Source organism: Akkermansia massiliensis, assembly GCF_023516715.1.
Lineage (GTDB): Bacteria > Verrucomicrobiota > Verrucomicrobiia > Verrucomicrobiales > Akkermansiaceae > Akkermansia > Akkermansia massiliensis.
The window spans coordinates 645551-667825 of sequence record NZ_JAMGSI010000001.1 but is presented as its reverse complement, the minus strand read 5'-3'; the positions used below and the strand labels follow the sequence as shown (position 1 = coordinate 667825).

General features: G+C 57.6%; 20 protein-coding genes and 1 pseudogene. 1 reads left to right on the top strand and 20 read right to left on the bottom strand.

From position 1 onward, the window contains the following. Positions 1-78: 78 nt before the first annotated feature. The 17 genes and pseudogenes from M8N44_RS02805 to M8N44_RS02725 all read right to left on the bottom strand — a co-directional run bounded on the left by M8N44_RS02805 (position 79) and on the right by M8N44_RS02725 (position 18819). Positions 79-1209, bottom strand: coding sequence for an acyltransferase family protein (locus M8N44_RS02805; protein ID WP_180975177.1), 1131 nt, complete (start codon positions 1207-1209; stop codon positions 79-81). A 25-nt stretch (positions 1210-1234) separates the two neighbouring features. Continuing rightward, on the bottom strand, positions 1235-2326 hold the full coding sequence (locus M8N44_RS02800; RefSeq protein ID WP_102728350.1) for an adenylyltransferase/cytidyltransferase family protein: 1092 nt from the start codon (positions 2324-2326) through the stop codon (positions 1235-1237). A 50-nt stretch (positions 2327-2376) separates the two neighbouring features. Then, entirely contained in the window at positions 2377-3528 is a 1152-nt protein-coding gene (locus M8N44_RS02795) for a WecB/TagA/CpsF family glycosyltransferase (RefSeq protein ID WP_215443074.1), read from the bottom strand. Between the two features lie 2 nt (positions 3529-3530). Further along, complete coding sequence (locus M8N44_RS02790; protein ID WP_102728349.1) at positions 3531-4769, bottom strand: glycosyltransferase family 4 protein; 1239 nt, start codon at positions 4767-4769, stop codon at positions 3531-3533. Positions 4770-4830: 61 nt separating this feature from the next. Beyond that, positions 4831-5001, bottom strand: a pseudogene (locus M8N44_RS14090) (DapH/DapD/GlmU-related protein); the annotation flags it as partial. Positions 5002-5345: 344 nt separating this feature from the next. Further along, positions 5346-6452, bottom strand: coding sequence for a glycosyltransferase family 4 protein (locus M8N44_RS02780; protein ID WP_102728348.1), 1107 nt, complete (start codon positions 6450-6452; stop codon positions 5346-5348). A gap of 3 nt (positions 6453-6455) precedes the next feature. Further along, positions 6456-7316, bottom strand: coding sequence for a hypothetical protein (locus tag M8N44_RS02775; protein ID WP_102728347.1), 861 nt, complete (start codon positions 7314-7316; stop codon positions 6456-6458). After that, the gene (locus tag M8N44_RS02770) at positions 7298-8146 is read right to left on the bottom strand and encodes a glycosyltransferase family 2 protein (protein WP_180975176.1); all 849 of its coding nucleotides are present in this window, start codon (positions 8144-8146) and stop codon (positions 7298-7300) included. Before M8N44_RS02770 ends, M8N44_RS02775 begins: the two co-directional genes overlap by 19 nt. Next, on the bottom strand, positions 8143-9387 hold the full coding sequence (locus M8N44_RS02765; protein ID WP_180975175.1) for a hypothetical protein: 1245 nt from the start codon (positions 9385-9387) through the stop codon (positions 8143-8145). Before M8N44_RS02765 ends, M8N44_RS02770 begins: the two co-directional genes overlap by 4 nt. A gap of 76 nt (positions 9388-9463) precedes the next feature. After that, positions 9464-10138, bottom strand: coding sequence for an acyltransferase (locus M8N44_RS02760; RefSeq protein ID WP_102728345.1), 675 nt, complete (start codon positions 10136-10138; stop codon positions 9464-9466). Continuing rightward, a complete protein-coding gene (locus tag M8N44_RS02755; RefSeq protein WP_102728344.1) occupies positions 10126-11457 on the bottom strand; it encodes a glycosyltransferase family 4 protein in 1332 nt (443 codons plus the stop codon). The genes M8N44_RS02760 and M8N44_RS02755 overlap by 13 nt, the downstream gene beginning before the upstream one ends. Positions 11458-11462: 5 nt before the next feature. Further along, the gene (locus M8N44_RS02750) at positions 11463-12449 is read right to left on the bottom strand and encodes a hypothetical protein (protein WP_102728343.1); all 987 of its coding nucleotides are present in this window, start codon (positions 12447-12449) and stop codon (positions 11463-11465) included. Positions 12450-12462: 13 nt separating this feature from the next. Then, positions 12463-13323: a hypothetical protein gene (locus tag M8N44_RS02745; protein WP_102728342.1), complete on the bottom strand. Its 861-nt coding sequence runs from the start codon at positions 13321-13323 to the stop codon at positions 12463-12465. 4 nt (positions 13324-13327) lie between these two features. Next, complete coding sequence (locus M8N44_RS02740; RefSeq protein WP_146021117.1) at positions 13328-14824, bottom strand: MATE family efflux transporter; 1497 nt, start codon at positions 14822-14824, stop codon at positions 13328-13330. Between the two features lie 137 nt (positions 14825-14961). Continuing rightward, positions 14962-17286, bottom strand: coding sequence for a GumC family protein (locus M8N44_RS14030; RefSeq protein ID WP_180976222.1), 2325 nt, complete (start codon positions 17284-17286; stop codon positions 14962-14964). 36 nt (positions 17287-17322) lie between these two features. Next, positions 17323-18120 carry a polysaccharide biosynthesis/export family protein gene (locus M8N44_RS02730; protein WP_102727461.1) on the bottom strand — a complete coding sequence of 266 codons (798 nt, stop codon included), beginning with the start codon at positions 18118-18120 and terminating at the stop codon, positions 17323-17325. A 36-nt stretch (positions 18121-18156) separates the two neighbouring features. Further along, complete coding sequence (locus tag M8N44_RS02725; protein ID WP_102728339.1) at positions 18157-18819, bottom strand: sugar transferase; 663 nt, start codon at positions 18817-18819, stop codon at positions 18157-18159. A gap of 272 nt (positions 18820-19091) precedes the next feature. Here M8N44_RS02725 and M8N44_RS02720 point away from each other — a divergent pair, with 272 nt between their 5' ends. Next, positions 19092-19301: a hypothetical protein gene (locus tag M8N44_RS02720; protein WP_146021116.1), complete on the top strand. Its 210-nt coding sequence runs from the start codon at positions 19092-19094 to the stop codon at positions 19299-19301. Between the two features lie 234 nt (positions 19302-19535). Here the strand turns inward: M8N44_RS02720 and M8N44_RS02715 are convergent, their stop codons facing one another. The 3 genes from M8N44_RS02715 to M8N44_RS02705 all read right to left on the bottom strand — a co-directional run bounded on the left by M8N44_RS02715 (position 19536) and on the right by M8N44_RS02705 (position 22072). Then, positions 19536-20186, bottom strand: a complete 651-nt coding sequence (locus M8N44_RS02715; protein ID WP_102728337.1) for an NUDIX hydrolase N-terminal domain-containing protein — start codon at positions 20184-20186, stop codon at positions 19536-19538. Positions 20187-20427: 241 nt separating this feature from the next. Further along, positions 20428-21126 carry a SanA/YdcF family protein gene (locus tag M8N44_RS02710; protein ID WP_180975173.1) on the bottom strand — a complete coding sequence of 233 codons (699 nt, stop codon included), beginning with the start codon at positions 21124-21126 and terminating at the stop codon, positions 20428-20430. 31 nt (positions 21127-21157) lie between these two features. Further along, positions 21158-22072, bottom strand: coding sequence for an ankyrin repeat domain-containing protein (locus M8N44_RS02705; protein ID WP_180973749.1), 915 nt, complete (start codon positions 22070-22072; stop codon positions 21158-21160). Positions 22073-22275: the final 203 nt, after the last annotated feature.

Below are 22275 nucleotides of genomic sequence, written 5' to 3'. Positions count from 1 at the left end.
TTCATCTGAAAAGATAATGGCGGCTCAAGCATGGAGAAACCGTTTTCCCATATAAGCCACAGAAAAATCGGAAGACCTCTAAAGAGGGGGCTCATTGATGGAAGCGGACCGGGAAAAGGCGGCGGCAACTATCTCCTTTTCCTGCCCGTCAGTCACCGGCTTTCTCCGCTTTTGGGCAAAGATCAGGTATTCCCAGCCGGGGTAATGCCGGACCACCTGCCGATGAAGAAAGAATGCTCCCGCAAATACCAGGACCGCCGCAATCATGGGAGAAGGAAGTTCTTCAGGAAGGATTCTCGAGAGGAGCGGCATCAACCAGGGAAGGATCAGGCAATGGACGGCATAAATGAAGAAAAAGAGGGGAGCGCATGCCTGAGCGATTTTACGAAAGAACGTCTTTTCCGCCAGCAGAACGCACAGGGAGCCCAGTCCCAGAATCCCCGGAATCCAGCAGGGGATGGTGTGCAGGGTTTCCGTGGAGATGACGCCGCCATGGTTCATCCACGCTATTGCCGCCCACGCGGGAAGGGAAAAGTAACTTATTTTTTTCAGGAACAGCTTAATCTCGCCCAGCGTCAGGGAGGAAAGGCAGAACCCCAGCATGAAAAAAGCCAGGGAGTCCGCCCACGGAACCCGGGGAGGGTCGGAAAACAGCGCGTTGATCTCCGGAAACAGCACTACGGAGAAGAGAACGGCTATCGTCGCGGGAATCAGCAGCTTCCTTTTTCCCAGGGCAAATAAAAGCGAAGAGAGCAGGCTCAGCGCCATCACGTATTTCAGGAACCACAGGGGGCCGTCGTAGGGGAAGGTGGTTCCCACTCCCGTCAGTTTCCAGGGCAGGCTGCTCCAGTCCCACGTGCTTGAATGGCCCAGGCTTAAATAAATCCAATGCCTGAAGAACGCTTCCAGAAAAGCCGCGCCGTTCCATGCCAGATAAAATAAAACGTACCTGCACGGGGAATGACGCCAGTCGAACATTTTCCTGCGTCCCACAAAGTAGGCCGCCGCCATGAACAGAAAAGGCACCCGCTGGAAGAAGAGAGGGAATTCCGCTCCGCTTCCCCCAGCATGAAAAAGGACGATGAAGAACAGGCCAACCACCCTGCCCAGGTCAAGCCAGCATTCCCTCGGCGGCGTCCCGGGAACGGCCCCCGGACGGGTAGCCTGCGCCTTTTCCGGCTCCGTGTCCGGAGAGTATTCTTCAACCATGGACATTTTCATTCCGGCAAAAGAATCAGAAGGGGCTTTTGCAATACGGCTCCACAGCCCTCATGCCGTCATGAAGACGCACCGCCCCGTCCCTGTCCTCCTGGGAAGCGAACAGGTACAGGGCATATCCGCCGAACCCGCCTCCCAGGTATTTCTTCGCCAGCTCCTCCCCCAGTGCTGGAAGGGGGGCCATCCCCTCCTGGAGCTGCACGCTATGGTACAGCGCCACTCCGGCAGCCAGTTCATGAATGCTGCGCTCCATCACTCCGGCGCGGGCAATCAGGGAAGACTGGGCGATGCGGGCATAGTCCCTGCACCCGTCAGCCATTCCCGGCGTATCATGGTCATGCCCGGTGTGGAAGACCGCCATTTTCCCGGCCAGAAAGTCACCGGTGCTCTTGATGTCCAGCACGGGAACGGCGCCGGAACGCCAGACGCACAGCCCCGTTTCCGCAATCACGGCCGGATCCTGCCAGCCAACCCCCAGGGCAAGTTCCGACTGGACGGGGTCCCGGCCCTGCAGCATGGCCCAGGCTCCGCTGCCTCCCAGTCCGGACCGGAGTTCATAGGGCCAGTGGTCCAGGGATACAAACGGACTGATGGCGCAGTTGACAATGTACGCCCCCTGCCGCGCATGCCTGGGAACGTCCAGCCAGCCCCCCGCAAAGTCCACGCGCAGGGGAACGCTAAGCGGGGCCTTGATTCTGTTCACCAGCTGGGTGGTGGAAATCTGTTCGGAACAGGGAGGCGTTTTGGGAAGCACCACATACCGCGCTCCAATTCTTGCGCACAGTTCCCTTTTAAGGTCGCCGTAACAGTCATCTTCCGTAACAGCCAGGATATCGGGCCGTTCTTTCAGGAAAACGTGTTCAAAATCCATTCCCGGCTCCAGATGTTCTCCGCAGACCACCTTGTCCACCATACACAGGCTTTCCAGAATCACTTTTTTATGGTCGTCCGGGATGGATGGTTTTCTGCGCTTGCTTTTCCAGAGCACCTGCCCGGAGGCGAAGGAGACGATGAGGAAATCCCCCAGCGAACGCGCTTCACGGAAGAACTGGATATGCCCGGCATGAATGATGTCGTAAAAACCGGAGACGAATATTTTGGTAGCCATCGTTGAAATGTATTAAGGTGTGGATGTTGCTGTATGGAGAGGGGTAAGCATTAAACCGGAGCGGCGGGAACCGGTGCATGGGAGGAACCGGCCTCCCATTCCAGAGCTATTGTTTCCAATTCCCGGTTCCCTTCCACATAGTCCTCAAAGAGAACCGGATATTGCGGCAGAAGCAGCGGGAGGTCCTCCGGAACGTTAATTTGATGCCGTCTTCCCAGTTTTTTCCTTACCAGGGACTGGAGTTCGCAAAAAGCCATCGGCACCAGGCTGGCGTTGAAGGGCAGGTTCCAGAACCTCGCATCGTCGCTGACAATGATGAATTTCCTGCCTTCTTCCCTGCCCCAGTCAGCCAGCAGGTCATCCATGTTGCCGGGAAGCCGGCCGAAACATGAAACCAGCGTACAGGGAAGAGGGGGCGCTTTTCTTTCCCTTCCGGAGGCGGCAGCCGGCCTGGCCGCCTTTTGCCGTTGTTTTTCACGGATAAAAATCCAGGGCAGGACAGAGATTATTTTCCAGCAGCGTTTCATTTGCTTGCGGGGTTCATTAAAAATGCGGTAGAGAAATTCCAGCCTGCAGTCCACCATCCAGGCAGGGGCCCTTCTGATATGCCGCCCGGAGGCGAAGTTAAAGACGGCGCCCACGGCCACCATAACCCCCCGTTGAAGATGGGGGCACAGCCTGTTCATGAATATTTCCTGCTTGGGAGCGCCCAGGGAAACCCAGACGATGTCCGGCAGGTATTCATTGATTCTCCCGGCAATAGCCGCGTAGTCAAATTCATCCACAGGGCAGAACGGCAATTCCTCAAAAGGCATGTGCTTCACGCGGGGATCTTCCCGTTCCAGGGTCCGGCGAAGGGCATCCAGCGTCTCGCGGTTTCCTCCCAGGAACATCATTCTGTATTTTTTCATGCCGATGGCGTCGCTGAAAATCTGGGCGCCGCAGTATTGGGGCCTGTCCGCATGCAGCAGCCATTTCAGGTAGACGGGCACCCAGCCGCTGTCGCAAATGGTCAGGAGCGCTCCATTCAGCACATTCCTGTATTCCCGGTTGCGCTGTACCTCGGAAAGTACATGGCCGTCCGCCACGCAGATGTATCCGGCGCCCCCGGAACGGAGCACTTCGTCCATGCGCCGGAAAACGCGTTCACGGTCAAATTCGTATCTGATGTTGAAATAGGTCTCCATACGGTTTTCACTCATGGTCAATGTTGACGGGCCTTCAAAACTTCGCGGTAAATGCCGGCCATCCTTTCCGCCTTGCGGTTCCAGTCCAGTTCCCTCTGCCTGGCGTAAAACGCTTCATCCATATCCCGCAGGACCTCCCTGTGATGGAAAAAGAAACGGATGCGTTCCGCAAAGTCCCGGGCGGACCGTCCGGGACGGGTCAGGGGTATCTTGCATCCCACGGTTTCATCCACGATGGTTCCCATGCCGCAGGTATCAAAGCAGAGCACGGGCAGGCGGTTCATCAGGGCTTCCACAAGCACGGTTGAGGTTGCTTCCATGATGCTGGTAAAGAAAAAGAGGTCGCTTTCCCGCATGAGTGATTGAACCTTTTCATTGGAGACTGTGCCGTGCCACACGCATTGCCCCGCCACGCCCAGCCGTTCCGCAAGGTTCCGGTAGCCCCGCCCCCTCTCCCCTCCCCCGCAGATATGCAGCTTCAGCTCCGGCAAATCCCGGAGATGGGTGAGGGTTTGTAATGCCAGGGCCAACTGCTTGCTGGGTATCATGCGGCCTGCCCACAGCAGCCTGAATTGTCCGCCGTCCGTTGCCCTCCGCACTTTCTCCTTCGGCGCGGCGCAGCCGGTTTCGCTCATCAGCAGCGCTTCCCGGCGATGGTACCGTTCCATTTTCTCCCGCACTCCCTGAACGGAAGCCAGCACGGCGTCAGCGCGCTTCATGGCTTTCCGCACCCTGGGCTGGAACCTGGCCTGCACGGTATTGATCACGTTTTTCAATGCCGTCTTCCCCACCTGCCCCCAGCCGCTTTCCCGCAAGTAGGCCACCGGCGTATTTTCCATTCCCCCCACCGGTCCCCATATGTAGGGAATTCCCCCGATTTTCCACAGCATCCCCGGCTCCCGGAAGCCTATCATGTTCAACTGGTGAATGACGTCTATGCGGTTTTCCGCCATGATGCGCCGCGCCAGCGCAAGCGCCCGTTCCTGCCATTTTTTGTAATGGCGGTAAAAACGCCAGTCCCCCTGGTCCCAGCACATCCGGCGAATTTTTTCCGGTACGGGAAGATAATGGAACACGATGTTGCCGGCCTGGGGAAGGCGGGCGAGCTCCCGTTCTATGTTTTCCCTCCATTCCCCCTCCGTAATCACATGCACCTTGCAGTGCATGGCCAGGTGGATGACCCAGTTCCACCCCATGCCGGGTTCGCTGCCCCAGTCCGGGTTGACGGCATAAGCGTTAATCAGGATTTGCATCATGGCTTGTCTATTTGATGGAATTAAGGTAGTTCCGGTGCCTTTCCTCCTCTTCCGGGGCGGCAAAGCGGCGGCGGATGACCCGGGCAGGATTGCCGCCCACCACGGTCATGGGCGGCACGTCTCCGGTCACGACGGCGCCTGCCGCTACAATGGCCCCGTCCCCTACGCAAACGCCTCCCAGGATGACGGCGCCGTGCCCAATCCACACGTCGCTGCCGATGACCGTCATGCCGTCCTCCCAATTCCGGGGAGAATCCCAGATGGCGCAACCGGGCCTGTTAAAGGAATGGTCCCTTTTTCCGATGAATGAAACGCGGGCGGCGCACAACACGCTGTTTCCAAAGCGTATATCGCAGGAGACATGGCAGTGTGGCCCCAATTGCACCCTGTTCCCGAAAATGATCCGTTTGTGAGGGGAATTCAGATGCACATGCCTTCCTATCCTGGTCATTCCCTCCACGGTGACCCAGCGTTGAAGCAGGCGGAACCGTATGAAACTGCGCACTCCGTTAGCCAGGGAACGCAGAAACAGGATGGGCCGGGACCTGCCCGGGGCGGCATTGGCGGAAGCATTCATCATACAATATGTTCCATGAGATGGTTGACGTATTCCCGGAATCCCGCAGGCATCAGGCATTCTTTCAGGCGCGGAGGGGACGGACTGCCGCCGCGGTCCAGGCAGGTTTTCCGGAGAAGAGAGGCCAGCCCCTTTTCATCTTCCGGATCGAACAATTCCCCGTTCCAGCCCCGGCGGATCAGGCAGGCGGAGCCGCAGCGCCCGGAAACCAGGCAGAAGCACCCGGCGGCCAGCGCATCATTGACAACCGCCCCAAACGGTTCCACCAGGCTGGGCAGGACAAAAACGTCGGCCAGATTGTACCAGGCCGCCAGGCGCTCGCCTTCCAGCCAGCCGGTAAAAATGGCGCTGACTTTCAGCCGGACGGCCAAATCCTGCAATTCCGGTCCCAGGCTTCCCGACCCCGCTATTACCAGAACGGCGTCCTCCGGAAGGGCCGCGGCCGCCCTGACCAGGCATTCCAGATTCTTCTCCGGGGCCAGGCGCCCCACATACAGGACCACCCGTTTTCCGTGCAGGCCGTATTCCCGCTGCATGGAATGGCTCATGGAAAGCGCTTCCCGGCATTGTTCCCGGAATGCCCGTTCATCCCTGACAATCGGAAAAAAGACGCCCTTTCCATAATGTTCCCGGTACCAGCGGCATGCCTCCCTGTCCGGGAGAATCACATCGTCCATCACCGGCATCGCCGCCTTCCGCGCCAGCGCATGCATGCGGGACAATTCATTTCCGCGGATCATGTCCATGCTGTCATCGCAAATGCTGACGATTTTGAATTTCCAGCGGCAGACCGCGCGCAGCAGGCATACCTCCAGAGCCAGAATGGAAAACTCCGGAACGATCACCAGATCGGGCTGTCCCTGCCGCAGAATGCGCGCAAGGCCGGAGGGAACGCGCCGCCCGGCCACGCGGACATGGTTCAGGTATTGGGGGCGGAACGCGCAGCGGGCTTCCATTTCCGGCCTGTTGTAGTGGTGGTCCGGAGAATTTTCATATTCGAAAAACACCTCCATCTCTCCAATCCGGGCCAGCGCATTGAAAAAATCAATGCGGTAAGGCGCCAGGTATTGATGAAAGACCATCAGTTTCCGTTTGTTGCCGTTCATGATTCAGTGCCTTTTCCTGTAATATTGCCACGCTTGCCTGAAGAAGCCGGAAACCGTCTTCCGGACGCCCGCATACCGCAGGGAAAACCGCAAGGGCCGTTGAATTGAGCCGCACAGCTCCAGCAGCTCCTCATCGGTACTCCGAAAAAGGCGGCTTAAACAGCATTTGAGGAAGGGGATTCCGTGGCGGCGGGAATGAAAGGGGATGACGTGCACTCCCCGGCAGCCGCCCAGAAGCTCCCTTTGCCTGCGGTCAATGGGAGAAAACAGGGAGTGGAAATAATAAACGGGGGTCTCCGCATGCAGAAAAGGGGCCAGGCGGTAAAAAGGCGCCCGTTCCGGGTCGTTCCCGTACCGTACCAGCAGGGGATTGATTCTGGCGGCGTCTTCCATTTCCGTTTCCGGCGCAAGGTCAAAATAGCCGTTGAAGGAGAAAACGCGTTCCGCATGCAGCAGGGAGCCGAAGAGAACGGCGGCATAGCCTCCCGAGGAACTGCCCACCATCGTTACCCGGCAGCCTTTCGTCTCGTTTTCAAGCCACTTCAGCACCTTTTCCGGAGAATTCAGGCGGCTGTTGATGCCGCCCAGGTACCATTGCTTGAAAACGTCCCGGATGAAGATGTGCCTTCCGCAGCCCGGAACCCTGGTTCCGAACCATTCAAACGTATTCCGCAGGGTGACCCGTTCATGGAACCGGGCGCGGTTGTTGGGAAAGTACAGGTCGTTGCTGCTGAAATAAACGGCGCACCGCGAATCATCCCCCTCCGGAGTGCGCTCCATGAGGTAATTGTCACGGGTCCTGTACGTCTCCAGCACCTCTTCGTCATCCGTCTGGAACACCCAGTCTATTTCGTTGCTGTCCATAAGAAGGGGAGAAAAACTCGTACATGCATGCAGATCATGGCCTTGCACGCGGCCAGCAGGCCGTCGTGCCTGCGGACGTAGTGGAAGTAATACCTGGGCTGGGCATTCCCCAGCGGGGAATACAAATTGCGGAGCCTGCCTGCCAGGGGCACCTTCCGGTCCGTCCAGGCTACGGCCTTGTCATGCCGTTCGCAGGTTCCCAGGCAGGCGGGGGCCACCCGCAGCTTTATTCCGCGTTCGCGCGCCGTACGGGAATAGTCGTAATCCCCCAGCGCGTGCAGGTAGAACCCGTCCAGAATGCCTATGCGCTCCACCACCCGCCGCGGCACCCACAGAATGTTCCCGTGGCATAATTCGCACTCCCTCAGGGTTCCATCCGGAATAACGGGCTTCCCGCCCGCCGTGCCTCCATAAGTCCACTCATCCGTGCCGGGATGGCAGGTGGAGCCGCAGATGACGGCGGCGTGTTCCATCCGGAGGGAGGCTTCCAATAGATGGCTTACGGCAAACGGATGAAGCACGGTATCATCATTCAGCCACAGGTAGAAATCCGCATCCTTCTTCAGGGCGTCCTCCCATGCCGTCCTCATTCCCCGGTTCCAGAACAGAGTTCCGTCCCCCGTGATGACGGAAACGGAGGGGTAAGCCTGCCGCACGGCGTCTCCGGTGCCGTCGGAGGAACCGTCATCCACCAAATGCACGGAGGCGTCCAGCTCCGCTTCCGGCAGTGCGGAGAACAGGGCGGCAAGGGAGCGGAACGTTTTTTCCCTGCGGTTGTGGCACGTCATCAGGACCGCAAGTTTTTTTCCGGAGGTATCATCAGTTTTCATGGAATGCGTATGGAGGGGAGAGGGTTGGAGGAACGGCGGCGGAAGATGCTTTCCACCCATTCGTGAAGCTCGCCGTCCGTCATGGCCCGGAAGCGGCTGGAATAGCACATGGCGATCATCATCCACAGGGAGATGTTCATGATATCCAGATTGAAGTTGGTATCCTCCAGCCATCCCCAGAGCCAGCGGAAGGCCACGAACACTCCCAGCAATTTCATCCAGCGGTTGTTGGAGCGGTAAATGGCCAGATAGGAGGCCTGCCAGTAAAATCCCGTGTAAAGGAAGAGCCCAACCACCCCCGTCCAGGCGAAAATATTGAGGAGGACGGGTTCGCACCAGGCGCGGCGCTTCTGGTCATGGTAGGACTGGCGCTCATCACTGGACATCTGGAAACTGGTTTCATACCCCTGCGCCGGGGTGCGCCCCAGCAAAATGCAGCCGTCCTTCAGGGAGGAAGAAGCCACCTCTTCAAAGACGATGCTGCGGGAATCCGCCAGCAGGTCGTCCTCCACGGAATTTCCCGGCGCTCCGGCGTAGGAGCCGACATCCAGGACATTGAAGACGCCGCCCAGCCCGAGGGCGAGAAAGAGGGAGGGAATTAAAAACAGGGCGTGCCGCATCATCCTGTAAAAGCAGTCCTTGAGCAAATCCCTGCCGCAATAGACGGCCAGCAGGGACAGAGCCACCAGCGCCTTTAAAATCTGGCTCCTGGCTCCCATGCTGACGCACACCATCAGGCATGCCATGACCAGCACCACCAGCTTCCATTTCCGGGGCAGCAGGGGCAGCCACGGCACCAGCATCAGCAGGGGATTCAGCAGGGAGGCGTAAAAGTCCGGATTGAGGGTGAACATGAACAGGAAAAAAACGGGGATGAACACCTTGAACCAGACGGACAGGACCTGCCGCGTCACCTCCGGCAGGCTGAACACGTAAACCAGCACGGGGATGAAAAGCGTGGGGGCATTCGTCACCAGGGCCCGCGCGGACCAGTAGCCGTCCACGGCGAAGACGCCCCGCAGGCAGCAAATGAATACCCACAGGAAATAAATGGAAAAGAGGGGATAAACGGGGGCGTCCTCCCTCCGGAAATACTTCCGCATGATGACGAAGGACACCGACAGCAGGAGGGCGGAGGAAAGGGAAATGGCCTGTTCCGTACAAACCGGGTGAAGGACGGCGGCGGACGAGTACATGGCCAGCATGATCATGGCCTTCACCAGGATGATGAAGGGGAGCACGACCCGGATGCTTGAAGGAAGGCGGGATTTCCCATCAAGGGGCGGCCTTCCATTCGCCTGACATGAAAGGGCCGTATTACGCATGCGCGCTCCTTTCCATCACCTGGGGAGCTTTCCCCTCCTCCGCCCGGCGGATGCGGCGCGCCGGATTTCCCGCCCACACCTCATTGGAAGGGATGGAACGCGTTACCACGGAACGTGCTCCCACGACGGCGTTGTCCCCGATGGAAACGCCTTTCAAAATGAAGGTTCCGGCACCCAGGAAGACGTTGTTCCCAATCCTGACGGGAGCGGACCGGCGCAGAAGCCTGTCCTCCGCTCCCCGCCTGGCTTCCGGGTCCAACGCGTGGAAATCCGTATCCATGATGTGGACTCCGAATCCGGCCTTTACATCGTCTCCGATCGTCACCGACTGCGTGCAGATAATCACGGTATTGCTGATGCCCACCCGGTTGCCGATGCGCAGCACGCCGTCCCGGTCCACGGAAATCAGGCAGCGCTGGGAGGAACGGGAGACGCCGTGGGAGCCGTTCCGCATGGTAAATTCCCTTCCTATGCGGCACGGCACGGATCGGCGGCGGCTTCCCCTGGATATCCTGACGTCCGGAATGCCGAACGAACAGAGGCCGGGGCCGTAAACCGCGTTGCCGGCATACAGGAGCCACCTGGCATACCAATTGTGGAGGGGATGCAGGCAGACGGCCCAGCAGCGGAGCACGGCTTTCCTGGCAAGATAAATCAATTGCTGCATGCGGCCCCCTCCCTTCCCTTTCCTTCATGTTCCTCCGTCCCGTTCCCGGCCTCTCCGGCGATGCTGCCGTAGATGCGCTTCAGTTGTTCCGCATTCGCGGAACGGTCATGGCGCTCCAGAGAGGCCTGCCTTCCGCGGAAGGAAAGACGCCTGCACAAATCCATGTCCCCGAACAGGCGGCACACCAGCATGGCCAGCATTTCCGTCTCTTCAAACCGGTACAGGAAACCCGTTTCCCCGTCGGACACGGAATCCATCATCCCCCCGGCATAGGACGCGATGCAGGGAGTGCCCACCATCTGGGCTTCCCCCAGTGAATTGGACTCATTTTCAATCATGGAGGGGCAAACGAAGACATGCGCCTTCCGGAATTGGCTGCCCATCTGTTCCGCGTCCAGGCGTCCCAGCCAACGAAAACGGTCCCGGACTCCCAGCCGTTCCATCAGGTTTCCCAAATAACGGGCGTAGCCGTTCCTGCGCCACGCAGGGACTGACAGGATGTCCGGTCCGGCCACCTTCACCCTGGCGTCAGGATAATGCCGCAGGACCAGGGGAAGAGCCTCCACCACTTTGTGCAGCCCTTTCAGGGGGTAGTGGGACTGGCTGAGAAAAACCGTATGCTTTTCGCATGTTCCGGCATCCCATTCATGACGGTAAAAGGGTTCCCTGAGCGTGGGCTGGAGAACATGGTACCGTGCCGCGGGGTTCATGGCCCATGCGTGGGAACGGTCCCAGGCGGTACGCCCGATCACATGGCGCACCCTGCCGAACAGCTCCCGTTCGTATTTTCCGCGCGCCTTGATTTTCCGCTGCTGGGCAAAAAGCGTGTCGCGGCGCAGCAGATCGCGGAAGGTAACGGATTTCACGAGTTCCCGGATAGGAATGCCGCCCAGATAGAACCCGGCGCAGACGGAAGACAGCCCCTGGATGGAAACGGCCGTGCGTTCCGCCCCGCAAGCCTGCACCCAGGCCAGGGAGTGCGGATATTCGGAACCGTGGATATGGACCACGTCCGGGCCGAACATGTCCCTGATTTCCCGGAAACAGGGTTCCAGTTCCTTCCTGTACCCCCCCATGTCCGCAGGGGCGGGAACCAGGTAATAGGTCATGGCCTCCCCGTCCAGGCGGCGCAGGGTGCGCCCCGGATAAAACATGACGGCGGCCAGCTTTAAATCCGGGGCGGCTTTCATCAGCTCCTGCGCTCCCGCGTACATCCAGCCTCCCAGAACCGGTTCCGGAAGCCCAAGCATCCGGCACGGTTCGGGAAACAGGATATTGGACAGCCAGAGCACGTTCATCCTTTTTTCCGGAGGGTTCATGTTCTTCACCAGTAGCACCCCCCCTCCACACGGCTGGCGTGGCCTACCGTCTCCTCTCTCCCCGGCCTAGCCCACGCGTCATTGAAAAGCCGGGAATAATCATATTTGGGAGCGCCGGGATCCGCCCCGTAGGCCGGGTCTTCCCAGCGCCTGCCCCGCAGGCCGAACAGCAGTTGAAGAGCCCCGCCGAGATGCACGGCCTGCCTGCCCCTCCTCTTGGCATGGGCCGCCAGATGAAAGCCGTAAGCCCCGCATCCGATGAGGCAGACATCGTAATCCCGGCGGTCCATCTCCCCCTCCATCCACGCCAGGGCTTCAAACCAGTCGGCAAAACGGTCCGGCCCCGCGCCCAGGCTCTGGACGGCGGCCAGCGTCTCCAGGGAAAAGGAAGGAAGGACCTCCGGGTTTTCAAAAATCCTTTCCCTGTTCCGTTCATATTGGAGCGTGATGCTTTCCGCGAAAGGATGGACCACCAGCACCTTCCTTCCCTCCAGGGCCCTGCTCCATGGCCGGGAAGACCAGTAAGGCTCCAGATTCAGCAGGCGCACGCGGGGAACGTCCCGGATCATGGGCATCACCTCCCGTTCATATGGAAGCCAGCTTCCCAGGATATCCAGTTCCTTCATGTCGCAGAGCATCAGCTCGCAGAAACGGGCCAGATACTCCGGCGCGGCCGGGAAAAAGCCGGACCACTCCCTCATCTGCCTCATGATGCTTTTATTCCACCACCACTGGTCCCTCCGGCCTGTGATGTAGTCCAGCGGATTCCTGCCCGCCTTCCCAATTTCCAGATAATTATGCAGGCAGGACATTTCCGTGCAGCCAAACCGCCCCACCATGGCGGGACGGCCGGAGCGGAGAAGGTCCTCAATCATCGCGGAAGCCGCGTCCGCGTCCAGTTCACAGGAAGGGGGGTTCAGTTTCTCCCTGCCGGAACAGCGGTCAAACATGCGGCGCAGCAAATGCAAACCCTGGTGCGTCAGTGAAATCATGGCATGGACAAGTTTAATTACCTCCGCAGGCATTCTCCTCCCGAAGGAAGCGGCGCTTCATGGACCGGAGCTCCAGCCGGCTGCGCCACGTCTTCCAGTTCCTGGCGGCATTCCTGATTCTCGCGGAGCAAGGGGGCTTTTCCTCCGGATCAAAAAAACCCCTCCTGGAAAAATCCATGGAGATGCCGTGCCGTTCAAACAGCTCCGCCACCGGCCCGTACCATTTGCCGTGGATGATGCCCGTGAAAATGTAGGGAATGATCTGGTACCCCTCCCGGGAAAACAGGGAGGGGTCCACCGTCAAAAACTCCATGCGGGAATACTTCGCCCTCCGGCTGCCGAAGCATTCGAACTTCCAGGCGGATTCTTCCTTCCTCAACAGGGAAAGCAGCGCCTCCCTGCGCCACAGGGAGCCCTGGCAGCACGCGTACCAGGGATAATCCGGGTCACTGGTGAAAAGGCCTTCATACCGCGAAGGCTCGCGGGCCGGAATTCCCTCCGGCGTCAACTGGATGCAGGGAATTTCCGGATGGGCGCGCATCTGCTCCGCATACCTTTCCACCGCCCCGCCGTCCACCGGCGCCGTCAGGAAGTAATCCTCCTGCATGTAAAGCACCGTATCCGTTTCCATGGCCTCCAGGGCCCATTTCAGGCATTCGCTCCACGTGGCCCTCCCGCGCCCCGGAATGGTGCGGCCTGCGCAGCTCCTCAGGGAAACGACGTTTTTTTCCGGACCGGAATAGGTCTTGTACTCCGTATTCAGGTAGACGCGGGCGGGGCAATCGGGCCAATAGAGGGACCAAAGCCTGAAAAAAGGCTCCCAGCAGTCTTCAAAGGAATCACAGGTATTGACGAGAATGGAATAGGATTTCATGGAATTATTTGGAAAACTGAATTTTCCTCCAGGCGCTTTTCAGGAAAAAAACAAGGGTGCCGCGCTCCCTGCCGTCCAGAGAAAAAAACCAGAGGAAAAGGAGGAAGACGACCAGGAGCGAGCAGGTGCGGAACAATACCGGAACGGGAGAAAGCGACGCATCAATCCGGGACAGGAGGATGCCCGCGGCAAACGTAGCCGCGCTGGGGACAAGGCACGGCGCCAGCACCTGGAAAGAAAAATCCCGCAGGCTGAGGCCAAGGCGCCGTACGCAGATGGAAAGGGCCAGCAGCCCCCCCGGCACGGTGACGAAGAGAATGGCGGCCACATACATCATGCAGGGAGGCGATCCCATGCGATAGAATCCCCAGGTAGCGCCCAGGAAAAGAATCCCGGAACCCGTTTTCACCAGCGTGTACAGGCGGATGTTCCCCTCCGCGTAAATGGCGGACCCCAGGCTGAGGAAAAGCTGTTCCAGCAAGGTTCTGGCAAGCTGGAGCCTGCAGAACAGGACCGCCCAGGCGGGGACGGAATGAAGCCAGAGGCCCAGGAGTCCCGGAGCCTCCAGAATCAGGGGAATGGCGAAAACCGCCATGAGCAGGTAGGCGAATTTGCAGCCGGACAGGGAGGCCCGCAGCATGAGGCCGCGGTTGCCCGCCCCCTCGCTTTTTGAAATGACCGGATTCAGGGCCTTCAGCATGGTCCCGGAAAAAGCCATGGTTTGCCCGTTGATCTGCTGGGCGACGGCCTGCGCCGCATTGAGGGCAACGCCGAAAAAGTGGTTCAGGACGATGCCGACGCCGTATTCCGACAGCATGCTGCTGGCGGAAACCGTGAAATTCCACCCCGCAAAGCTGCCCATTTCCCGGAAAACGCCGCGTTTCCAGTAACGCCGCGGCGCAATCACGCACTCCGCATAGTTCCTGCGGCAATAAACAAGCATAGCCGTCATGGCAAGGATGGAAATCCCGGCCATCAACACCCCGTACAGAACCAGCTTGTCCGCCAGCACATGAACGACAAGCAGGGCCGCCCCCAGCTTCAGGAAAGATTCCAGAACGCCTATGACGGCGAAATACAGCATATTTTCATGGGCGTTCAGCATGGCTTCACAGGGAACGCCCAGAATGCCGAACACGGTGCTGGCGATCATGGCCCAGTAAACGCACCTGGCGGCAAAAACCCGGTCCTCCGGAATATTGAGAACATGCCCGAACAGGATGGGGGCCGCAGCGTACAGCAGGATTCCGACCATCACGGCAATGGCAAGATGGAGCACCACGCTGATATTAAACACGATTTTCTGCTTCTCCGGGTCCCCTTCCCCCTCCGCGTAGCTCATGAAGCGCTGGGTAGCCGCCGCCATGCTGGCGTTGAGAAAAGCCAGCATGGCAATCACGCCCGCCACCATGTTGAAAATGCCGAAGTCGTCCACTCCCAGGGCATTCAGGACCAGGCGCGTCGCGTACAGGGAAACGAACATGGTGACGCCCATTTTCATATACAGGAATCCTGTGTTCCTTATCACTCTGGAGACGGTGTTCATGAAACGGTGGAAGAAGAAAATACCGGGAAAAAGGCTATGGGGCTAATGCTGAAGAAAAGGGAGTGATCAACGCAGAGGACAGTTCAACGACGCTATCCGTCAGTTTCGGAATATTCGTTGTAGTAATGAAAACGGGAGTTTTTGAAATTCTCCGCATTGAGGATAATAGCTCCGGAACGGAATTCGCCCTTGTCCGCCAGCCCCTGGATGGCGGGGACGTACTGCTTCTCGATCATGCCGCATCTGATGACATAAAGGACCAGGTCCGCATGGCGCGCCATGAGGGAGGCATCCGCCACGGCCTCATACGGGCAGCCGTCCAGAATGATGCGGTCATACCGGGCGCGCCAGTACCGGAGCAGTTCTTCCAAACGGCCCCGGGTCAGCAGCGCGACGGGATTGGGGGGAACGGGACCTGCCGTCACCAGGTCAAATCCCGGGAACCTTTTGCCGGATTGCAGGACGGAATCCGGAGAGGCCTGCGGATTCATCAGCAGGTGCACAAGGCCCCTGGTATTCTTCCCTCCGTAAAAGGCGGAAAGACTGGCCTTGCGGAGGTCTCCATCAATGAGAAGGACTTTTTTCCCGGTCTGGGCATACGCGGCGGCCAGGTTCAGGGCCGTAAACGTCTTCCCTTCCCCCGCCCTCGTGGACGTCAGGAACAGGACGCGGGGCGCTTCCTCCGGATTGGGCAGCAGCATAAGTTCCGCATTGTTGCGGAGGATGTGAAAGCATTCTTCCATGAAGGAACGGCCATTCGTGACGACCAGGGGCAGCTTTTTCCGCTCCTTTCCGGAAAGCAGGGGCAGTTCCCCTGCCAGCGGCAGGTCCGTCACTCCGGCAAGGTCCTTCTTATCCCGCACCTTCGTATTCAGGGCGTTCCCGGCCAGCAGGACCAAAAGGCTTGCAAAGGCGCCTCCGGCCATGCCGCCCATCGTCATCAGGGACAGTTTGGGCGCTACGGGAGCATTGGAGCCGAACGCAGGTTCCAGAATGCGGGCGCTTGGTTCCGTCGTGGCCAGAGCCAGGGCGTTTTCCTCCCTCTTTTTCAGCAGCATCAGGTAAAGTTCCTCCATGACCTTCTGCTCCCGGAGAAGAGGGACCAGGCCTTCATCCTTGGAGGCCATGTCCGACAAAAGCCGGTTGAGTTCATTCCGCTCCTTTTCCAGTTCACCCATCCTCACTTCCAGCGCGTTGCAGTAATTGGCGATGGAACGGCCAATGGATTCGCGCATCTCCTTCATGTTCTCCGCCAGCGAGGAAACCATGGGATTCTGCCTTCCCGCGCTGGCGAACAACTTTTTATGCTGGAGGAAATTGTCATTGAAAAGTTCGATCTGCTTGGCAATTCCCGCATCCTGAATGCCTATATTGGCGGGGATCATGTCCTGCTGGCGGCTCCGGTCCGCCAGCAGCCTGGCGAGCACCTTCACCTGGATCAACTCCGTCCTGGTGGAGAAAAGTTCCGTCCCTATTTCCTGCACCCTGTTGAACGTGGCATCCAGCGTCGTATCCATATCCTTGACGATCCGGCTGTTGCGCTTGTAGTCAATCACCTGCTTGTCCACGCCGCCGAGCTGGCCGCCAAGCTTTCCAATGCGCTTGACGATGAACTCCTCCGCCCGCGAGGCGGCCATTTGCTTCTCCCGCCTGGAATGGTCATTGTAAACCTCAATAAGATAATTCAGGGCGTCTTCCGCCTTTTGCGGATGGGAAAGCCTCAACGTCAGCTCCAGCAGGCTGCTTTCCTTGGAATCGGGCCGCGTTACGCTCAGCCGGCCCAGCATTCCGTCGGTGGCCTCCTTCACGGAAACGCGCTCCACGAAAATGGTCCTTCCCATGCTGCCTGAAGAAAAATAAGAAGTAGGGCATACATTCACCGTGGCGAAGGGAAGCTTCAGCGGAACGCCGAACTTTCCGTGCAGAACGTTTTCCCCGCTCTCCTTCGCCCGGTAAGACAGGGAAAATTCCCGGCCATTCAGCGGAGTAACCGCCAGGGAACAAGGCTGAAACGCCACCTCTTCACTGAACTCCGCCTTCAGGGGAGTCGTATGGTAAAGATCCACTTCCCGGATATTCCGCTTTTCCCAGTAGGAGACGTCGAGCCCCAGCCCCTTCACCACACGGCTCATCACCTCCGAGGACTTGACCACATAGCTCTCGTTCGCCAGGTTGGCCTCCCCCGGCTTGAACCCCAGATCGGAAAGAATGATTTCCGAGACCTGGGCATTCTTCTGCTTGTCATCCCTCAGCATGATGCGGGCGGTCTTCTGGTACAGATACCCCTGCCGGGCGCAGATGAAATAAGCCAGCCCCGCGCCCAGCAGGGCGCACGCCAGAATCCAGGGCCAATACCTCCTGGCCGTGGAAAAAATGAACCGGAAGGAAAAAATATCGTTGTCCTCAGGCTGTATCACTGAAACGGGCATGGAAGGAAAACAGGATGAAGCGTCTTACAGGCTGATGGCGATGACGGCGATAAGCAGGGACAGGCCCGAAAGGCCCCAGGCGTAATACTGGGCGCTTTCGCTCCTCATGTTGATCTTGCGGTCTGACGGAGTGACATAAATAATATCATTCTGCCGGATATAGTAATAAGGAGAGGAGAAAATGGACTTGCTGCGCAGGTCCAGCTTGACGATCTTCCGGTCACGCTCCATTTCCCGGATCAGCACGATGTCCCGGTTGCCGTCGATATTCAAATCTCCCGCCCGGCTGATGGCGTCAAAAATGGTGACGCGCTGACCGTCCACCTGGTAGGAGCCGGGATTATTCACCTCTCCCAGAACGGAAAATTTGAAGTTCATGATCTGGACATTGACGGAAGCATCCTTGATGTAATCACTGTTGCGGAGCTTTGCGGAAATGTCGTGGGCAAGCTGGGAACACGTCTTCCGGGCGGCCTTCATCTTCCCGATGACCGGCAGGACAATATATCCCTCGTCGTCCACCAGGTACCCTTTGGGCCGCGAATTGCCGGTGTTGTTGGAGATGGAATTGCCCATTTCCGCCATGATGAAGGGGGTAGTCAGTTCCGGCTGCTTGCTGCTGACGGAAATATAAAGCTGATCGTCTTTTTGAATAGTCGTCTGGTATTTGGTGACTATATCCTGCCGGGTCTCACCCGTAATGTCCTGGATATAGAGAACCTCTTTCGGATTGACGCAGGAGGCCAGCAGCAGGGAGCAGACAGCCAGGGAGGCCAGCCGGAAAATTCCGGGAGAAAAAAGAGAGGGGCGGTTTATCATCATTAAGGTATAAGGTTATGGTTTTAAATGGATAAATAATCAGGATTCTTCCTGCTTGGACGGAAAAGGCATAGGCACGGAAAGATCGTTCCTGATGAGCATGCTGCCCGAGATATTCCTGAAAGCGTCCTCGCACTGCCGGACGTCCTTATGGGCCAGCAACCGGACAACGGTTTGGAAAACGATCCTGGCGTCCATGAACAGGGACACATTCCGGGCGTAAACGATGTCGTAGCACAACCGCCTGTAGAACGGGATTCCGTTCCTTCCGTATACCTGGGCCATGCCGGTCAATCCGGGCCGGACGGAACAGCGCGCCATGCGGCAGCGGCCGGGAAAAACATCCAGCTGATCCGGAATCCATGGCCGGGGGCCTACAATGGACATGTCTCCCTTGATAATGTTGACCAGCTGGGGCAGTTCATCCAGGGAATAGCGGCGTAAAAAAGTTCCCAGCGGAAAAGACCTCAAGTCATCCGGAAGCAGGAGCCCCTCCGAATCACGGGCATCCGTCAGGGTCTTGAATTTAAAAACCCTGAACAATTTCCCGCGGTACCCCACACGCGTCTGGAAAAAAAACGGAGACTTCCGCGTATGAACCAGGAGTATTATGGATATAACGGCCAGAAGAGGCGATACGATTATCAATGTCCATAAGGATATGGCAATATCCAATACGCGTTTTCCAAAAAACTTATACATGGCTCCGCGCGCAAACTACCGGATTTCAAATCCGGCATCTGACTTTCCGGAGAAAAACGCTCATCATCAATGATGATAAATAACTTGCATGATTCTAAAATTTCCTTTCACGCCGCCTTGCGGAAGCGCTGCCATTTATATATTCAACCACAAGTATCTGATCCGCATGAAAAAATATTAATTCGTCATTGACGACGGATTTGAAATCCGCACTTTTCATGAATGCAACAACAACAAAATGGAAAAGCGAAAAACGCCGCCATTCCTGAAAAATGAAACCGCTTTCCACGCTCACAGGAACAACCAGAATATTCCGGGTTCAAAATGCCGCAATTGAAGAGGACCGCAATGAAAAAACAGGAAAATTAAGGAAAAAGAAACCTGAATTTCCGAGGGCTGGAAAATTCTTTCGGAAAAGGAGGCATTCCGAAGAAATGCGCCTGGGGCATGCGCCAAAAAGCGCACATCTTCACGGACAATGAATTGCCGGCAACAGGCATCAAGACAAAAAACCGGTTCCTATGATGCCATAGGGCGGATGGCATTCCCTGCCGGAGTTGAACCGAGCCTTTGCCGTTGGAGAGACGGCCTTCCTGACCGCTAGAAGAAGGGAACGTTACAGCCGGAATAAAACAGCCCGCTTTTCGCAAGCCGCTGGGACTGGCATAGCACTTTCCCGGAAAGAGTCAATGATTTTGCCGTATATGTTCCCTTTTTTAATCAAACACGGGATTCCAGCAGGGATCGTCCGCCGCATCAAAGCACAGCAGCGCCTGTTCCGGCGTGTTCTTTTCCAAAGCCATGGGAGGCAGTTCATCCCGTCCGAACCAGCGGCTTTCAGACGTTTCCAGATTGGGCTGGAAGGAGCCGCCCTTTTCTTCACATAATACAAAGACCTTGCAAACCCCGTACGCATAGGGGGGAGGGTTGTGCCTGTTGCGGTCATGCAGGGCTATCAGCCGTACCGCTTCCACTTCCAGTCCGGCTTCTTCCCGCACTTCCTTGATCGTGTTATCCCGCACGGACTGGTTCACATCCACCCAGCCGCCCGGCATGGACCACAAGCCGGAACCTTTTTCTTTCACCAGCAATATTTTACCTTCCCGGAAAATAGCCGCGCGGGTATCCATTTTCGGCGTTTGAAATCCGGTCTCACTGCAAAACAGCCCCCGGACCGTACCCATATCCAGCCCGGATTTGGCGCTCATGATTTCCGCGGCGATTTCCCTCAACCGCTGGAAACGCTCCAGATCATAGGGGTCTTTCGCATACGTTATCCCCGCCTGGGCCATAAACTGAAGTTCCACCGCCCATTCCAGCCATTGCGGAGGCAGCGCATTACGGACCGTTTCACCAGCGTCATCCATGCGTCCACGTTACCACAAGGAGCTATCCCGGCGAACCTTATTTTCCATCCGGCCGCCTTCCGTGGCGGATTGTTCACTCAGGCCTTCTGGACCATTCCCCATCCCCATGGCAGATTTCCCCGCGTAACCGGCACGATTGATTCATCCAGTCTTAATGGACCAAGGTACGGGCACTCCCCAGGTTTGCCCTTCCGCATGAAAAAAGACGCCTCATGACGCTCCAGGCCGCATGAGGCGTTGATCATTTTTCCCCTTTTACTTCCGGCACTGCCACGGGTTCCCCCAGGAACCGGGGTTCACGCCCCCACAGCCACAAGTCCAGCATCATCCATACGCGCGCCGCGCGCTCCCTGAACCAGCTTTTAATGCGTGAACTGCGGTTGGGAACATCCGGGGCGCTGACGGCCCACGCGTCCATTTCCTCATGTGCAGCGATGGCCAGGGCGCGTTCATTGTGAAATTCCTGGGAAACGACGATCATGGTTGAAACGCCAAAGACCTCCTTCATCCTCACGACGGAATCCAGCGTCCGCAGCCCCGCAAAGTCACACACAATCCGGTCCTCCGGAACGCCGCGCTCCACCAGGGCCTGCTTCATCCATTCCGGTTCATTGTAGGCGTGGGAGCTATTGTCCCCGGAAACGACAAAAACCGTCGCCTTCCCGGCCCTCCAAAGTTCCGCCGCCGTATCCATTCTATTATAGAAATACCCGTTGGGGCCTCCCATGAACGCAGGGGAGCACCCCAGCACCAGGGCAGGCGCGCGAACGGGAACATCCGCGGAATGCTCAAAAACCCTGCCTCCGGAAGCGGAAGCTATGTACCACTCCGCTCCCGCCGACAACAAGGCCAGCGCCAGAAAGGCGCCTCCCGCCGCTTTCAAAATGAAAACGGCTATCCTGCCCTTCCTGTTCCAGCCACGGTCCAAATGCTTTCCCATCCAATAAACGGCTCCTGCCAGCATAGACGCTCTATTTCACTTTAAGCTTTGAATGTAAATAGTTCTTAACCGCAGGATCCACCGTTTTGATATCCAGCACCGTATCACCCCATTTATTTTTTGCCTTAATGTCCGCTCCGTGATCCACCAGAAATCCCGCCACGTCCAGATAACCGCCCTCCGCGGCATAGATCAGCGCGGTTTTTCCATGCCTGGTCTTTCCCTTTACCTTGGCTCCCTTTTTGACGAGGTACTTGACCATATCCAGGCATCCCCGCTCGGAAGCCTTCATCAAAATGGAGTGGCCTTCCTTGTCCGTGCCATTCAAATCCGCTCCTTTAGCCACCAGCATTTCCATTCCATCCATATTCCGGCCATCAGCGGCATACGCCAGCACATTCCGGCCTCCCTTGTCCCTGGCTTTCACGCTGGCTTTCCTGTCAATCAAGTAGGCAAGAATGTCATTGCGCCTGCACGTTGCGGCTCTCATCAGGGCGGTCGTGCCGAATTCCCGGTCCTTTTCATTGGCGTCATATTTGCATTCTTCCATCAAATACTTGACAATGTCCATATTGCCCCCTTCCACGGCTCTCATGAAAATGGAAATGCCGTACTGGTCCACAGCCTTGGGGTTGGCGCCTTTGGACAGCAGGTAATCAAAAATCTCCTTATCTCCCACATACGCCGCCCAGGCGAGTGGAGACCAGGTCATCGCGTCCCTGCCATTCACGTCGCTTCCCTTTTTCAAGCCTTCCAGCTGCAACCCGAGATTCACCCAGTTCTTCAGCCTGTTTTTTGACTTTAAGGGGTCGAGGGCCGCCTTCACTTCCTTTACCTTCTTTAAAGCGGCATCGTAAGAGTCAATTCCAGCGGCAGCGGCGTGAGAAATGGAAGCCGCACACAGGCAGGCGCCCACCGCCCAAACGGAGAGTTTGTTCAAATTCATGGTCATCATAGGGTGTGGGGATGGGTACCGGAAACCCGGCAGGGAGACCCCCGGAATGGGTTCCAATATAAAATGGAAAAACCTTTTGGTCAATAAGAGAAGGAATGGGCCAACACCGGACCTCTAACAAAAAATGGCTCCTACCCAAAATTCCATGTGCCCGGCTGTCCGGGACCCCGGACAGCGTCACTACACAATCCTGC

Coding starts and splice junctions, on each gene's coding strand:
- M8N44_RS02730 (WP_102727461.1), bottom strand. CDS start 18,120: ATGATGATAAACCGCCCCTCTCTTTTTTCTCCCGGAATTTTCCGGCTG.
- M8N44_RS02800 (WP_102728350.1), bottom strand. CDS start 2,326: ATGGCTACCAAAATATTCGTCTCCGGTTTTTACGACATCATTCATGCC.
- M8N44_RS02745 (WP_102728342.1), bottom strand. CDS start 13,323: ATGAAATCCTATTCCATTCTCGTCAATACCTGTGATTCCTTTGAAGAC.
- M8N44_RS02795 (WP_215443074.1), bottom strand. CDS start 3,528: ATGAGTGAAAACCGTATGGAGACCTATTTCAACATCAGATACGAATTT.
- M8N44_RS02760 (WP_102728345.1), bottom strand. CDS start 10,138: ATGCAGCAATTGATTTATCTTGCCAGGAAAGCCGTGCTCCGCTGCTGG.
- M8N44_RS02750 (WP_102728343.1), bottom strand. CDS start 12,449: ATGATTTCACTGACGCACCAGGGTTTGCATTTGCTGCGCCGCATGTTT.
- M8N44_RS02755 (WP_102728344.1), bottom strand. CDS start 11,457: ATGAACCCTCCGGAAAAAAGGATGAACGTGCTCTGGCTGTCCAATATC.
- M8N44_RS02705 (WP_180973749.1), bottom strand. CDS start 22,072: ATGAATTTGAACAAACTCTCCGTTTGGGCGGTGGGCGCCTGCCTGTGT.
- M8N44_RS02720 (WP_146021116.1), top strand. CDS start 19,092: ATGAAACCGCTTTCCACGCTCACAGGAACAACCAGAATATTCCGGGTT.
- M8N44_RS02775 (WP_102728347.1), bottom strand. CDS start 7,316: ATGGACAGCAACGAAATAGACTGGGTGTTCCAGACGGATGACGAAGAG.
- M8N44_RS02805 (WP_180975177.1), bottom strand. CDS start 1,209: ATGGTTGAAGAATACTCTCCGGACACGGAGCCGGAAAAGGCGCAGGCT.
- M8N44_RS02710 (WP_180975173.1), bottom strand. CDS start 21,126: ATGGGAAAGCATTTGGACCGTGGCTGGAACAGGAAGGGCAGGATAGCC.
- M8N44_RS02790 (WP_102728349.1), bottom strand. CDS start 4,769: ATGATGCAAATCCTGATTAACGCTTATGCCGTCAACCCGGACTGGGGC.
- M8N44_RS02715 (WP_102728337.1), bottom strand. CDS start 20,186: ATGGATGACGCTGGTGAAACGGTCCGTAATGCGCTGCCTCCGCAATGG.
- M8N44_RS02780 (WP_102728348.1), bottom strand. CDS start 6,452: ATGAACGGCAACAAACGGAAACTGATGGTCTTTCATCAATACCTGGCG.
- M8N44_RS02770 (WP_180975176.1), bottom strand. CDS start 8,146: ATGAAAACTGATGATACCTCCGGAAAAAAACTTGCGGTCCTGATGACG.
- M8N44_RS02725 (WP_102728339.1), bottom strand. CDS start 18,819: ATGTATAAGTTTTTTGGAAAACGCGTATTGGATATTGCCATATCCTTA.
- M8N44_RS02740 (WP_146021117.1), bottom strand. CDS start 14,824: ATGAAAATGGGCGTCACCATGTTCGTTTCCCTGTACGCGACGCGCCTG.